We start from the raw sequence: 13,199 nt of genomic DNA, 5'->3' as shown, positions 1-13,199 counted from the left end.
GTCAGAGCACCGCGTTGTGGAAGTCGAAGTTCAGGTCACTGCCGGCCGACTGCACCATGTTGCCCTGGATGTAGTCGACGCCACCGACCCACATCGCGGCTGCGGCTTGTGGGTCTTCGATCTGCTGCCCGATGATCTGCAGGCCGGCGGCATGCGCCTGCTCGATCGCCCTGCGCAGTTCTTCGCGGGTGGCCGGGTTGGCATGGCTGCTGGAGAAGCGCGCGGCCATGCGCACGAACGATAGCGGCAGCTGGGTCAGCAGTGCATCGGCGTCGGCACTGGGTTCGAACTGGCTCAGGCAGAAACGCACGCCGGCGCCGGCCATGCGCTGGCAGAACTGCTGCAGTGGCACGGTGTGGATCAACGCGTCGGGCAGGCGTACGTCGACCACCAGCGCGCTACCGGGCAGGTCGCGCCGCTGCAGCGATTCCAGCAGCCAGTCGGCGAAGGCATCGCGCTGCAGGGTGCGCAGCGACTGCGACACGAACAGGTTCAACGGTTGCGTGGCATGCCGGTACAGATCGAGCAGGCCCAGCGCATGGTCCATCACCTGCTGGTCGAGATCAGCGATGCGGCCTGCCGCTTCCGCAGCCGGAATCACCTGGCCGGCCGCCAGTACCGTGCCATCGGCCTGGCGCAGGCGCAGCAACAGCTGGTACTGCGCGGTGTTGCCGCCGGCGACGGCGACGATCGGCTGGTAGGCCAGTTCCAGTTGGCCTTCCAGCAGGGCCAGGTGTTCCTGTTCGGTGATCGCCTGGCGATGCACATGACCGGCGACGCCGGCGCTGAGCAGGCGCGCCTGCAGGGTGGTGCGCTCGACCGCTTCCAGCGCGCTGTTGGCATCGTCGAAGCCCGGCGACATCGGCGCGTAACCGACCACGCCGCGCAGGTGCACCGATTCGTCGTCGCGGATCACGAAGGCCCGCGCCGACAACTGCTCGCGCAGGGTCGCGGCGATGCCTTCGAGGCTGTCTTCGTCAGCACTGCGGGCCAGCAGCAGGAAACTGTTGTCGTTCAAGCGCGCCAGCAGGTGCGGATGACCGGCTTCGGCCAGGCGCTGCCCGGCCTGCACCATCAGGCGCTCGAACGCGGCATAGCCGTAGCGCTCGCGCAGGCCCAGCGCGCTGGCCACTTCAATGAAGAACACGCCCCCGTGGTCGCGGTGGGCGAGCGCGGTGTTGAGCTGCTGCAGCACGTGGTGGCGGGTCGGCAGGCCGGTTTCCGGATTGCTGGTGGCCGGTGCGCCGGTGGCACCGGGCAAGGTTGCGGCCTGGGCACGTGCGCGGCGGATGCGGTTGGCCACCGCCGCGATCAGGTGGCGGGGGCGGATCGGCTTGCTCAGGTAGTCATCTGCACCGCTGTCGAGCACCTCGAACTGGCGCTCCGGATCCGGATCGCCGCTGAGGAACACGATCGGCAGCAACTGCAGGCCAGGCTGCTGGCGGATCAGCGCGGTCAGGCGCATGCCGTCCAGGCCGGGCAGGTGCAGGTCCATCAGGATCAGATCGGGGCGATGTTCCTTGATGGCCTGCAGCGCGCCATCGGCATCGCTGTGCACGATCGCCTGCATCCCGGCACCGTGCAGTACGCTCTGCGCGAACAGGGCCTGGGCGCGGTCATCCTCGACGATCAGCACGCGGTAGGGCGAATCGGAGGGCGGCGGTGCCTGGTCATTGTTGCCTGCTTCAGCCAGTGCGCCAGGGCCGGGCAGCGGCGGCGGTGCGCTGCCGATCGTCGCCGGCGTGTCAACCGCGGCCAGCGACGGGGTTGCCGCCGCGGCGGCTGCGACCGGACTTGCCGGTTCAGCGGTCCAGCGTTGCCAATGATCGGCCGGAGGGGTTTCAGCGCGTCCCGGGCGGGCGCCCGCGGGGGATTCGTTTGCGGCCATCGGTGCTCCTGGTGTTCGCGTCCATTATGCGACAAGCCCGGCGTTCAACCGGTGCCGGGCTGTCGCGGACCGTCTGCGGCGACACCGCGTGCCAGCCAGCGCACGCCTTTCCACAGGGTGCGCCAGACCAGCCACACCAGCAGGGCACCGGCCAGGCTGCAGGCCAGCACCACGATCAGCGCGATCCACGGATGTGCCAGGGCCAGTGCCAGGCCGCCGATCACCACGGTGTCTTCGGCAGCGGACGCGACCCAGTTGCTGGCCGGTTCCGGCGAGGTGTTGAGCAACGCGCGGGTGCCGGCCTTCAGGCCATGGCTGGCCAACGCGACACCGGCACCGGCAGCAAGCGCGCCGGTGCCCAGCTGCCCATCGGGCGACAGCGTGGCGGCGGCGAGGAAGGCACCGGCAGGCACGCGCGCGAGCGTCTGCACAAGGTCCCAGGCCGAGTCCACGCCGGGAATCTTGTCGGCGAAGAATTCGGCCACGGCCAGCGCCGCGGAGGTGCCCAGCACCCACCATGACTCGGTGGCCTGCAGGGCGGGGGGCAGGTCGACCCAGCCGAGCAGGCCGGCCAGGCCGACGCCGAACACGGTGAGGTAGACGCGAATACCGGCCAGCCAGGCCAGCAGGATGCCGATCACGAACAGGTGGGCTTCGGTCATGGCGATGCTCCGGCGACGGAACTGTGCAGGGGGCCACACTATCGGCGATGGCGTGCCTGAACGCCACAGACCGCCGCCGGTCCCTGCGCAGGAAACCCACCTGTCCTGTCATACACTAGCCCGTCGTTTGCCACAGGGGCCGTATCGGTGTCGCCCTCGCGATGCCCCGGAAACCACCCATGAACAACCGCCCACCCATGCGCGTGCAGGTGCGCCTGCCCGGCGCGCCGCAACCGCCGATGGACCGTCGCCGCCTGCTGGTGATCGGTGGCATCTGGCTGCTCAGCCTGGTGTTGGCCGCGCTGGGTGGCTGCTGGATGGCCACGCCGCGCGATGCGCAGGGCCAGCGCCTGCAGGCCGCCGAGAAGCGTGCCGAGGGCCTGCAGACGCAGCTGACCGAGTTGCGCCAGAAGCAGGCCACGCTGGAAGCCTCCGACCGCATCAGCCGTGCCGCCAATACCGAGGTGCAGTCCTCGCTGGCCGAGCGTGACGAAGAAATCGCCGGCCTGCGCGCCGACGTCGCCTTCTATGAGCGACTGGTGGGTTCGACCAGCCAGCGCAAGGGCCTGAACACCCATTCCATCGAGTTCAGCCCGGAAGCGGCCGGCACCTGGCAGTACACCGCCGTGCTGACCCAGAACCTCAACCGCGGTGCCATCAGCCAGGGGCAGATGCGCTTCACCGTGGAAGGCGTGAAGAACGGCAAGCTGGCCACGATCAGCTGGGATGATCTGCACCAGCGCAGCAAGGTGCCGGGACAGGATTACTCGTTCCGGTACTTCCAGCAGATCAGCGGCAGCGTGATGCTGCCGGCTGACTTCACCCCGCAACGCGTGCGGGTGACATTGGGGAGTGGTGCGGGGGGCACCACCCAGGTATTCGACTGGAAACAGGCCGGTGCGCCGGCCGCCAAAGGGGAGTAGGCAGATGTTCGGAAGCAGCAAATCCAACCGTGAAGGCCAGCTGGTGGTGGATGCCTTGATCGGCAACCAGGTGGTGATCCGCGGTGATGTGGAATTCAGTGGCGGGCTGTACGTGGAAGGCCGCATCCATGGCAAGGTGATCGCCGCTGAAGGTGCCAGTGGCGCGACCCTGACGGTCGCCGAGCATGGTGTGATCGAGGGTGAGATCCGCGCCCAGGTGGTGGTCATCAGCGGTCGTCTCGACGGCGACGTGCACGCCACCGAGAAGGTCGAGCTGACCCCGAGCGCGCGGGTCAACGGCAATGTCCATTACCAGGTGGTGGAGATGAATGCGGGGGCCCAGCTGAATGGACGCCTGATCCACGCCAGCGCCCCGATGGCGGCCCTGCCGGCCCCGGAAAGCGACGACGCCAACGGTGGCAAGGGCGATACCGCCGCGCGCCGCAAGCTGGCCGAGGCGATGGCTTGAAACCCAGCGTCGACGCCCCCATGCTGAGACCATGAGCACGCTAGTCTCCCTGCCCGGCGCCAGCCCGGTCGCCGCGCCCGATTACCAGTCGCTGGAGCGCCCGCTGAACTTCACCGAGTCGGCGGCCGCCAAGGTCAGATCTTTGATCCAGGAAGAGGGCAACCTCGACCTGGCCCTGCGCGTGTACATCGAGGGTGGCGGCTGTTCGGGCTTCCAGTATGGGTTCGAGTTCGACGAGAACCGTGCCGAGGACGATCTGGCGGTGCAGACCAGCGGGGTGACCCTGCTGGTCGACCCGCTGAGCCTGCAGTACCTGATGGGCGCCGAGGTGGACTACACCGAGAGCCTGACCGGTGCCCAGTTCGTGATCCGCAACCCGAACGCCAAGACTACCTGCGGCTGCGGCAGCAGCTTCAGCATGTAAACAGGCCGCGGGGCCTGCCCCCTGCGCGACAAGGTGTGTGGAGCAAGCTCCACCCCACAGCTGGTTTCCGCAAAGCCTGCGGCTTGCCACCCGCATCGATTGACGGCACGCTTGCCGGATGCCCAATACTCCTTCGCCGCTTTCCGGTTTCGCCTTCGTGGGCGAACCGCTGGAGCGCGCCGATGCCCTGCGCGACGATGCCGATGCACTGGCGCGCCTGTGGCCGGGCGCGCGCATTCTCGTGCTCGATCAGGACGGTACCGCCTTCACCGGCGACGACGACCAGCCCTTGGCGCTGACCGGCGCCGACATCGGTGGTGGCCCTGGTGCCGCAGTCTTCCTCGGCCTGCGTGGCGAGCAGGCCTGGTTCTCGGTCGAAGCCGCCAGCGTTTCGGTTACTGCGCCGCGCCGGCTCGACCTGCGCCAGGCCGCCCTGCTGTGGTCGATGGCCGATGCGACCGCCTTCAGCTATGCCCGCGGCATGTCCTACTGGCATTCGCGCACCCGCTTCTGTGGCGTGTGCGGCGGTGCCGTGGCATTTGCCCGTGGCGGCTTTGTCGGCCGTTGCACGCAGTGTTCCACCGAGCACTACCCTCGGGTCGATCCGGCGGTGATCGTGGCGGTGGAGAACCAGGGCCGGCTGCTGCTGGGCCGGCAGTCGAACTGGGCGCCGCGCCGTTACTCGGTGCTGGCCGGCTTTGTCGAACCGGGCGAGACCTTCGAACAGACCGTAGTGCGCGAAGTACACGAGGAAAGCAAGGTGCGGGTGACCGCCTGCCAATACCTCGGTTCGCAGCCGTGGCCGTTCCCTGGTGCGCTGATGATCGGCTTCCGTGCGCAGGCCCAGGATGACCTGCCGACCGTGGACGGAGAGCTGGAAGACGCGCGCTGGTTCAGCGCCGAAGACGTCGGCGCGGCGCTGGCACGTGATGTCGAGGACGATGGCCAGGGCATCCGCCTGTCGCCGCCGATCTCGATCTCGCGGGGCCTGATCGAGCATTGGTACCGCCAGCAGCAGGGGTGATGGCCAGGGGCTGCCACGCGTGTTCTGGTGCCAGCATTGCCGCCACCTGAACACGCCTCGGGTTACAGTGCGATCCATCGCAGGAGGCGTCGCTGCGACAGGTAAGGTAGCGACGCCTAGCGTTCTGTTTCGTAGGGAGACCTGCCATGTTCACCACTCTGGCCGCCGTGCTGGTGGCACTGGCCTTGGGCCATGTGGCTCCGGCCGCTGCCGCTTCGCTGCGCCGTTTCGATGGCTTCCGGCGCTGGCTGGGCTGGCTGGACGCGCGGGGTGGCAAGGCCTGGCAGGGGCCGGCAGGCGTGGCCCTGGCGCTGCTGCCGCCGCTGCTGCTGATGGCGCTGCTGGCCTGGCTGCTGCGCGGCGCGCTGTTCGGCCTGCCATCGTTGCTGCTGGGCGTGGCGGTACTGGCGTGGTGCTGGGGCCCGCGCGACCTGGACCGCGATATCGAAGCGATCATCGATGCCGACGATGCCGCGACGCGTCAGGCGGCGGTGCGCAACCTGCAGTCGGCCGGCGGCAGCCTGCGCGAGGACATTCCGTCACTGGTCGAGGCGACCGTACTCAACGCGCTGCGGCGCTGGTTCGCGGTGCTGTTCTGGTTCCTGCTGCTGGGCCCGGCCGGTGCGCTGGGGTACCGGCTGCTGGCACTTATGGCGGAAAGCCCGATGCGCGCGCGCGTGCCGGTGGAGCCGCTGGCACTGGCACAGCGCCTGCTGGGCTGGATCGAGTGGCCGGTGGCGCAGTTGATGGCGTTCTCGATGGCGCTGGTGGGTAACTTCGATACGGCGTGGAAGGCCTGGCGCCAGGCCCATGGCGAACGCCTTGCCGGTGACATCGGCTTTCTTGGCGCGGTGGCACGGGCCAGCGTCAACGCCGAGCTGCGCGAGGATGCGCACGATTACACCGAGGCGGGACTGTTGCCGGTATGGCAGCGGCTGCCGGACCTGCGCGATGCGATGAGCCTGGTGTGGCGGATGCTGCTGCTGTGGCTGGCGATCCTCGCCCTGCTGGTGATTGCAGGCTGGGTGACGTAGTGGCTTTGCCGGGCTTGCAGCCCTGCACCTGCAGAGGCAAAGGTCGGAGCAACAGCAGCGCTGGATTGCTGATGGTTGGGCGGGACGGTGTGGGGCTGCAGGACACGCCGTAAACCCGTCCCTGGGGGCTCGATGGCGCCTTGCTCGTGTGCGCTGTCCTGCGCACACGTGCAAGCGGCGACCGAGCTGACATGGGTGAGGGCGCTTTGCTTGCGAAGCACTGCTTCGCAAGCGACCGAACGCCCAGCCGCCAGCGGCTGGGCCGGACCCCGGAGGGGGACTTGCAGCGCTCCCTGCGCAGGCCACCCACCCGGCCAACCCCAAAGCTTCTGCCTTCAAACGCCGCCCACCACGAGGGGCTGCGCCGTTGGCTGGAAACCTAGATCGGTGCCAGCGCAGTGAACGGTGCCCACGGCAGGTTGCGCAGCAGCGCATACCCGGGCAGCACCCAGAGCCAGAACATGGGATTGGCCAGCACCCGCATCAGCGGATCAAGTACACGGGGGCGGACGCCGGCGATGTTCAGCAGCATCAGCAACAGGAACGGCAGGCTGATGACCAGCAGCGGGTTCATCGCCATCGCGCCGGGCAGGTCGAAATGGACCAGGGAATACAGGCAGCGCGTGCTGCCACAGCCGGGGCAGTACAGGCCGGTCAGCGCGTACAGCGGGCAGCTCGGCAGCGGATTGCCGGCGACATACGGATTGACGTTGCGCAACACCACCGTGGCACCCACGGCCAGGCCGGCGGAGACCAGCAGCGGTGCCCAGCGGGCGAGTCGGGAACGAGCGGGAAGCGCGGACATGCAACAACGGATCCGGCGCAGGCGCCGGATCCGTCCAGGCGTATCAGTAGCCGCTGTTGCTCATCGCGCCCATGCCGCCGAGCACAACGAAGAACAGCACGTACAGCACGACCAGCACGGCCCAGGCGATGGCCGACCAGATGGCCCACTTCTTGGCCTTGGCAGCGGAGTCCTGGGCACCGGCGATGTCGCCAGCCGCCAGCTTGCCGTTGACCTGTGCGGCGTAGACGATCGACACGATGCCGGCCGGCAGGCAGCAGAACAGGGTGGTCAGGATGGCCCAGACCAGGTTGTTCGGGACCTGCGGAGTAGCAGTATTCATGGGTTCAAGCTCCTTGATGGGTGGTGGTGGTGAATCATTGGTCGGAAAGAGCGCCCAGTACGGCCAAGCCGCCGAACAGCCCGAACCACAACAGCAACAGGACCGGCAGGGACACGGCCGAAGCCACCGCCCACCAGCCCGCCTTGCGCGACGCGCTGTAGGCCCCCGGCAGGTCGCCGGCCGCGCGGCGGCCATCGACCTGGGAGGCATAGACGATCGACACCACGCCCAACGGCAGGCAGCAGAACAGCGTCGTCAGGATTGCCCAGACCAGATGGTTGGGGATGTAGACCGGACGGCTGAGCGGTGGTGGTTGATTCAAAGCGAGACTCCATTCCTTGGTGGTCGGCCGTTGTGAATCGGCCGGACCTCCCCCCTGTGGGTGCGTAATCTACCGCAACCGGCGTTGCATGTATGCGTTTACAGTCGCGGTATTCCGTGTTCGCCACTGCACGGTAGCGTATGCGGGAAGGTCGCCGGGTCTGCCTAGGCGAGCCGATTCCGTCAGGCGTGGTCACCACGCAGCGCCCGCACCTGGGCCTCCAGCACCGGGGCGCTGGTGGTGTGGCCATCCACGGCCGGCGCGGCGACCACTTCTACAGTGGCGCGGAAGCGGCGCGGTACACGCATGCGGCCCAGCCGGGTGTCGCGCCGGCTCCACATGCTCGACCACATGCTACGCAGCGCCATGGGTACCACCGGCACCGGCCGCCGTTCGAGGATCTTCTCCACCCCGGACTTGAACGGTGCCATCTGCCCGTCGCGGGTCAGCGCACCCTCGGGGAAGATGCAGACCAGTTCGCCTTCGGCCAGCGCCGCGTCGATCTCGTCGAACGCGCCCTGCATCAACGCCGGGTCTTCGCGGGCACCAGCGATCGGGATCGCCTTGGCGGTACGGAAGATCCAGCGCATCACCGGAATGTTGAAGATCTTGTAGTACATGACGAAGCGCACCGGGCGCGGGATCGTCGCCGACAGGATCAGCGCGTCCATGTAGCTGACATGGTTGCAGACCAGCAGCGCGGCGCCTTCGTCGGGCACGTTGGCCTCGATGCCGTGAGGGCGCAGCCGGTACAGCGTGCGCACCATCACCCAGCTGAGGAAGCGCATCAGGAATTCGGGGACGATGGTGAAGATGTAGATCGCCACCAGTGCGTTGGCGATGGCCAGCGCCAGGAACTGCTGCGGAATGGTCCAGTGCAGCAGCTTGTGCGCGGCCAGCGACAGCAACGCGGCGCCGACGATGAAGCCGGAGTTCTGGATGTTCAGCGCGGCGAACACGCGTGACATCTGCGCCTTCGGCGTGCGGCTCTGGATCAGCGCGAACAGCGGCACCACGAAGATGCCGGTGAACAGGCCGATGCCGATCAGGTCGATGACGATACGGATGCTGCCAGGCTGTTGCAGGAACGGGCCGATGGACAGCCCGTGCACGGTCGCCTCGCCGCTGCGGGCGAAGTACAGGTCGAGCAGGAACGCGGTCATGCCAAACGCACCGAGCGGCACCAGGCCGATTTCCACCGTGCGTGCCGACAGCTTCTCGCACAGCAGCGAGCCGACGCCGGTGCCCACCGAGAACAGGGCCAGGGCGAAGATGTACAGGGTCGGTTCGCCGCCGAGGTTGGTCACCGCATAGGCCGGCAGCTGCGAGGTCAGCACGGTGCCGACGAACCAGAACCAGGACACGCCCAGAATCGCGTTGCGCACCGCTTTCTGCTGGCGTGCCATGCGCAGCACCGCCAGCGACTCCGGCAGTGGGTTCCAGTTGATCTTCAGGTTCGGGTCGCCGGCATCGACCTTGGGGATCAGCCGCGCGGCGATGTTGCCGCAGATCGCAAGGCCGATGATCGCGCAGGCCGCCACCACCGTGCCATGACTGCCGGCAACGGTGAATACCAGCCCGCCGACGATCATGCCGGAGAGGATCGACATCGAGGTGCCCATCTCGACCAGGCCATTGCCGCCGGTCAGCTCTTCGGGCTTGAGCACCGACGGCAGCACCGAGTACTTCACCGGGCCGAACAACGTCGACTGCATGCCGGTACAGAACAGCGCGATCAGCAGCACCGGCAGGCTCTGGGTGAGGAACCCGGTGGCCGCCAGCGACATGATCACGATCTCCATGCTGGTGGTGATCACGATCAGCCGCGATTTCTCAAGTTTGTCGGCGATCTGCCCGGCCAGTGCCGAGAACAGGAAGTACGGCAGGATGAAGATGGCCGGTGCCAGCGTGGCGTACAGCCCCAGTTCTTCCTCCGGCACGGCCATGAACAGCAACATGCTGATGATCGCCTGCCGGTATACGTTGTCGTTGAACGCACCGAGCGCCTGGACGACGAAGAACGGCAGGAAACGGCGCTGGCGCAGCAGGGCGAACTGGTTGTGACCGGACATGGAGCCTCCTTGACCGGCGCAGCCTAGCATTCCTGCCTATCCGCTGTGGGTGCGGACCTGTGGGTGCGGACCGTTGGTCCGCACACTTTGAAAGATGTCAGACGATATCGTCGACCACGCCGCCATCCACGCGCAGCGCCGCGCCGGAGGTGGCCGAGGCCTGCGGCGAGGCCAGGTACACCACCATGTTGGCCACTTCTTCAACCGTGGCGGTGCGCCGGATCACCGAAGACGGCCGGTGCGCCATCACGAACTCGCGGCCGATCTGCTCCAGTGGCTTGCCACTGCGCTGGCGTTCATCTTCGAACATCGCCGCGAAACCATCGGACAGGGTGGGGCCGGGCAGCACCGCGTTGACGGTGACACCGCTGCCGGCCACGCGCTTGGCCAGGCCGCGCGACAACGACAATTGCGCGGTCTTGCTGACCCCGTAATGGATCATGTCGGCGGGAACGTTGCGGGCCGACTCGGAAGAGATGAACAGCACGCGGCCCCAGCCAGCATCGACCATCGCCGGCAGCAGCGCCCGCGACAGGCGCACACCGGACATCACGTTGGTCTGCCAGTAGCGCTCCCAGGTCGCATCGTCGGTCTCGAAGAAGTCCTCGGGGCCGAAGATGCCGGCGTTGTTGACCAGGATGTCGACCTTGGGCAAGCCGGCCAGCAGCGTATCGACACCGGCCGCATCGGACAGGTCGGCAGCCACGCCGAGCACGTCGGCATCTGGAACGGCGTCGAGCAGGCGCTGGCGGGCGCGCTCGACGCTGTCGGTGCTGCGGCCATTGAGGATGACCCGCGCACCGGCGACGGCCAGGCCCTGGGCAATCGCCAGGCCGATGCCGGCGGTGGAGGCGGTGACCAGCGCGGTACGGCCGCTGAGTTCGATCTTCATGGAGGAATCCGGGGCAGGGGGATCACGCAGTATCCGCGTGGCTGCGTGATCGGGATGCAGCGCTGGATGCAACGCGATGTTGCGTTGGCGGTAGCACCGGGCGATGCACGGCGGCAGGCTGTCAGGTGAGCGTGCGTACCGCCTCATTGGCCGCCGCGCGCACCTTCGGCAGCATCCGCAGCACCAGCGCCATCTGCGTGCGGATCAACTGCAGCTTCGGCGGCATCGCCTCGTCAATCTGCTCCAGCTCGGCGGCCACCGCGCGGTCGGCATCATTGTCCTCCTCTGCGACCGGCTGCCGTGCGGTCAGGGCCGTCGCCAGCTGCTGCAGCGCCTTGCGCACGCGCTCACCGGCAGCCAGTGCCAGCGGATCGCCGGCGTAGCTGTCCACCTGGTCGCGGTGCGCACCCAGGGCCGACAGGTGCCCGAGCAGCGTGTTGGACAGCGCCAGGAAGTGGAAGCCGGCGTCCAGGTTGCGGCGCACGTGGCCGGGTTCGCGCAGCATGTTCGACAGCGCGGTAGACAGCGCGGCGTCGGCGTTGTGCATGTCGCGGCGGGCGATGCGGTAGGCCAGATCGTCACGCATGCCGCTGCGGTACTGGCCCAGTACCGAATCCAGATAGCGCGCAGCGGTGTCCAGCACCCGCGCCAGTACAAGATGCAGTTGCCGGCCCTGCCAGTCGGGCAGGATCAGGAACGCGGCCGCAGCGGCGATCGCACAGCCCAGCAGCGTATCGACCATGCGCGGCACGATCAGCACGAAGCCGTCGCCGATCAGGTTGAAGCAGGTCAGTGCCATCACCGTGATCGCCGCCGACGCCACCAGGTAGCGATCGGTGCGGGTGAAGAAGAACAGCAGCGCCGACAGCAGCGCGATCAGCAGCTGCACGTGCAGCTGCGGGAACAGCTGCAGCAGTGCCCAGGTCAGCACCAGGCCGAACAGCGTGCCGACGATGCGTTGTGCAAGGCGCTGGCGGGTTGCACCGAAGTTGGGACGGCACACGAACACGATGGTCAGCAGCACCCACGAGCCGTTCTGTGCATTGAACAAGCGGATCGCAGCGAAGCCGGCGATCAGTGCCAGCGCCATGCGCAGTCCATGGCGGAACAGCACCGAGCCCGGCGTGAGCTGCTGGCGGATACGCACGCCCATCTCGCGCAGGCTATGCGGGTTGCTGTCGCGCAGGCGGGTGTCAACGTTGTCGAGGCTGGCCTCGGAACGCTCCGCATCGAGCAGGCGGCGCTCGATGCTGCGCAGGTTGTGCACCAGCAGGTCCAGCGAGCCGAGCAGGCGCTGCCATTGCGGACGCTGCTGGTCGCGCAGGTAGGCCAGCGCATCGGCCAGGTCGCGCCCGGCCTGCTGGTTGCTTTCGCCATACACGAACGGACGACGCAGGCGGATCGCCTCGCCCAGCCGCGCACAGGCCTGGCCCTGCAGGTCGAGCAGGCGCTGGCAGCGGTACAGCACGTCGCTGTGGAAGAACGCATCGACCAGCGCGCCGTACGGGTAATGCGAGGAACTGGCGCGCTCATGGAAATCCTGCGCCATGTAGTACAGGCGCAGGTACAGGCCGGAATTGACGCCGGGCCGGCCGGAGCGACCGAAGCGGGCCAGGATCGCGGTCTTGGCTTCGTTGAGCGCACCGACCACGCGCCGGTTCTGTTCGGCCAGGTCCAGCTGGCGACGCTGCAGGTCGGCCTCGCGCACCGGTTCGAACAGCGCGGCCTTCAGCTGCAGGTAGCGGCCCAGTTCCACATACAGGCGCGCCACCCGTTCGCGCACCGGCCGGTTGGCGAACAGCGTGGTCCACAGGATCGACAGCAGGCCGTACCAGACCGCACCGGCCAGCAGGTGGCTGACCGCTTCCAGCGCGCTGTGCAGATCGCTGGCCCCGTGCTGTTCGAGGCCGATCATGGTGTAGATCGCAAGCGTCACTGTGGCCTGGGCGATGGACGCATAGCGCTCGCCCAGCGCACCGAGCAGGGTCAGGCCGAAGGTGGACAGCGCCAGCGCGGCGATGAAGATCCACGGCCATGGGAACAGCCAGATCACCGAAGCCGCGGCGAGGCAGAAGCACAACAGCGACAGCGCCACGGCCTTGGTCCGGCCCCACCAGTTGTCATCGGTCTCGGCGATGGCGCTGGCGATGATGCCCAGGAACACGCCGGGTAGCGCGGTCAGTGCATCCAGCTGCCAGCACACGGCGACAGCTGCGGTCAGGGCGATGAACACCCGCAGGCCATAACTGGCCTTCTCGTGGGCCCACAGGCGACTGAGACTGGATTGGCGGGCGGACATGCAGGCTCGGGAGGCGGAATGCCCCCATTATTGCGGGCCTTGCGTGAAATCCGGTAGCGCCGG

At 67.8% G+C, this 13,199-nt stretch carries 13 protein-coding genes; 5 read left to right on the top strand and 8 right to left on the bottom strand.

The features are described 5' to 3' along the window. Position 1: 1 nt before the first annotated feature. Both DI041_RS04440 and DI041_RS04435 read right to left on the bottom strand, forming a co-directional pair. The gene (locus DI041_RS04440) at positions 2–1,888 is read right to left on the bottom strand and encodes an EAL domain-containing protein (protein WP_136639164.1); all 1,887 of its coding nucleotides are present in this window, start codon (positions 1,886–1,888) and stop codon (positions 2–4) included. Positions 1,889–1,932: 44 nt separating this feature from the next. After that, positions 1,933–2,550 (bottom strand): DUF4126 domain-containing protein, encoded by a 618-nt coding sequence (locus DI041_RS04435; protein ID WP_046983694.1) that lies wholly within the window; start codon positions 2,548–2,550, stop codon positions 1,933–1,935. Positions 2,551–2,729: 179 nt separating this feature from the next. Here DI041_RS04435 and DI041_RS04430 point away from each other — a divergent pair, with 179 nt between their 5' ends. The 5 genes from DI041_RS04430 (at position 2,730) to ampE (ending at position 6,424) form a co-directional block, all read left to right on the top strand. Then, the gene (locus DI041_RS04430; RefSeq protein WP_012512305.1) at positions 2,730–3,473 is read left to right on the top strand and encodes a DUF6776 family protein; all 744 of its coding nucleotides are present in this window, start codon (positions 2,730–2,732) and stop codon (positions 3,471–3,473) included. A gap of 4 nt (positions 3,474–3,477) precedes the next feature. Next, the gene (locus DI041_RS04425; RefSeq protein WP_046983695.1) at positions 3,478–3,942 is read left to right on the top strand and encodes a bactofilin family protein; all 465 of its coding nucleotides are present in this window, start codon (positions 3,478–3,480) and stop codon (positions 3,940–3,942) included. Between the two features lie 31 nt (positions 3,943–3,973). Then, positions 3,974–4,366: an iron-sulfur cluster insertion protein ErpA gene (gene erpA, locus DI041_RS04420; protein WP_046983696.1), complete on the top strand. Its 393-nt coding sequence runs from the start codon at positions 3,974–3,976 to the stop codon at positions 4,364–4,366. A gap of 118 nt (positions 4,367–4,484) precedes the next feature. Then, positions 4,485–5,390: an NAD(+) diphosphatase gene (gene nudC, locus DI041_RS04415; protein WP_136639165.1), complete on the top strand. Its 906-nt coding sequence runs from the start codon at positions 4,485–4,487 to the stop codon at positions 5,388–5,390. A 146-nt stretch (positions 5,391–5,536) separates the two neighbouring features. Next, positions 5,537–6,424 carry a regulatory signaling modulator protein AmpE gene (gene ampE, locus DI041_RS04410; RefSeq protein ID WP_046983698.1) on the top strand — a complete coding sequence of 296 codons (888 nt, stop codon included), beginning with the start codon at positions 5,537–5,539 and terminating at the stop codon, positions 6,422–6,424. A 379-nt stretch (positions 6,425–6,803) separates the two neighbouring features. On the opposite strand, the gene DI041_RS04405 is transcribed toward ampE, so the two are convergent. The 6 genes from DI041_RS04405 to yccS all read right to left on the bottom strand — a co-directional run bounded on the left by DI041_RS04405 (position 6,804) and on the right by yccS (position 13,136). Next, a complete protein-coding gene (locus DI041_RS04405) occupies positions 6,804–7,229 on the bottom strand; it encodes a DUF2752 domain-containing protein (protein ID WP_136639166.1) in 426 nt (141 codons plus the stop codon). Positions 7,230–7,272: 43 nt separating this feature from the next. Further along, positions 7,273–7,551 carry a CD225/dispanin family protein gene (locus DI041_RS04400; RefSeq protein WP_005411298.1) on the bottom strand — a complete coding sequence of 93 codons (279 nt, stop codon included), beginning with the start codon at positions 7,549–7,551 and terminating at the stop codon, positions 7,273–7,275. A gap of 34 nt (positions 7,552–7,585) precedes the next feature. Next, positions 7,586–7,873: a CD225/dispanin family protein gene (locus tag DI041_RS04395; protein WP_012512303.1), complete on the bottom strand. Its 288-nt coding sequence runs from the start codon at positions 7,871–7,873 to the stop codon at positions 7,586–7,588. Positions 7,874–8,055: 182 nt separating this feature from the next. After that, positions 8,056–9,945, bottom strand: a complete 1,890-nt coding sequence (locus DI041_RS04390) for an MFS transporter (RefSeq protein ID WP_136639167.1) — start codon at positions 9,943–9,945, stop codon at positions 8,056–8,058. A gap of 97 nt (positions 9,946–10,042) precedes the next feature. Further along, entirely contained in the window at positions 10,043–10,837 is a 795-nt protein-coding gene (locus DI041_RS04385; protein WP_136639168.1) for an SDR family NAD(P)-dependent oxidoreductase, read from the bottom strand. 121 nt (positions 10,838–10,958) lie between these two features. Then, positions 10,959–13,136, bottom strand: a complete 2,178-nt coding sequence (gene yccS, locus DI041_RS04380) for a YccS family putative transporter (RefSeq protein WP_136639169.1) — start codon at positions 13,134–13,136, stop codon at positions 10,959–10,961. Between the last annotated feature and the right edge of the window lie 63 nt (positions 13,137–13,199).

Origin of the sequence: Stenotrophomonas maltophilia (assembly GCF_004920835.1) — a bacterium.
Classification (GTDB): domain Bacteria; phylum Pseudomonadota; class Gammaproteobacteria; order Xanthomonadales; family Xanthomonadaceae; genus Stenotrophomonas; species Stenotrophomonas maltophilia_AQ.
Note: the sequence above shows the minus strand (reverse complement) of the source record. Positions and strands in the feature narration are given on the sequence as shown.

Excerpts from the sequence above, each read along its gene's own strand:
- DI041_RS04440 (WP_136639164.1), bottom strand. The coding sequence starts at position 1,888 with ATGGCCGCAAACGAATCCCCCGCGGGCGCCCGCCCGGGACGCGCTGAA.
- DI041_RS04435 (WP_046983694.1), bottom strand. The coding sequence starts at position 2,550 with ATGACCGAAGCCCACCTGTTCGTGATCGGCATCCTGCTGGCCTGGCTG.
- DI041_RS04430 (WP_012512305.1), top strand. The coding sequence starts at position 2,730 with ATGAACAACCGCCCACCCATGCGCGTGCAGGTGCGCCTGCCCGGCGCG.
- DI041_RS04425 (WP_046983695.1), top strand. The coding sequence starts at position 3,478 with ATGTTCGGAAGCAGCAAATCCAACCGTGAAGGCCAGCTGGTGGTGGAT.
- erpA (WP_046983696.1), top strand. The coding sequence starts at position 3,974 with ATGAGCACGCTAGTCTCCCTGCCCGGCGCCAGCCCGGTCGCCGCGCCC.
- nudC (WP_136639165.1), top strand. The coding sequence starts at position 4,485 with ATGCCCAATACTCCTTCGCCGCTTTCCGGTTTCGCCTTCGTGGGCGAA.
- ampE (WP_046983698.1), top strand. The coding sequence starts at position 5,537 with ATGTTCACCACTCTGGCCGCCGTGCTGGTGGCACTGGCCTTGGGCCAT.
- DI041_RS04405 (WP_136639166.1), bottom strand. The coding sequence starts at position 7,229 with ATGTCCGCGCTTCCCGCTCGTTCCCGACTCGCCCGCTGGGCACCGCTG.
- DI041_RS04400 (WP_005411298.1), bottom strand. The coding sequence starts at position 7,551 with ATGAATACTGCTACTCCGCAGGTCCCGAACAACCTGGTCTGGGCCATC.
- DI041_RS04390 (WP_136639167.1), bottom strand. The coding sequence starts at position 9,945 with ATGTCCGGTCACAACCAGTTCGCCCTGCTGCGCCAGCGCCGTTTCCTG.
- DI041_RS04385 (WP_136639168.1), bottom strand. The coding sequence starts at position 10,837 with ATGAAGATCGAACTCAGCGGCCGTACCGCGCTGGTCACCGCCTCCACC.
- yccS (WP_136639169.1), bottom strand. The coding sequence starts at position 13,136 with ATGTCCGCCCGCCAATCCAGTCTCAGTCGCCTGTGGGCCCACGAGAAG.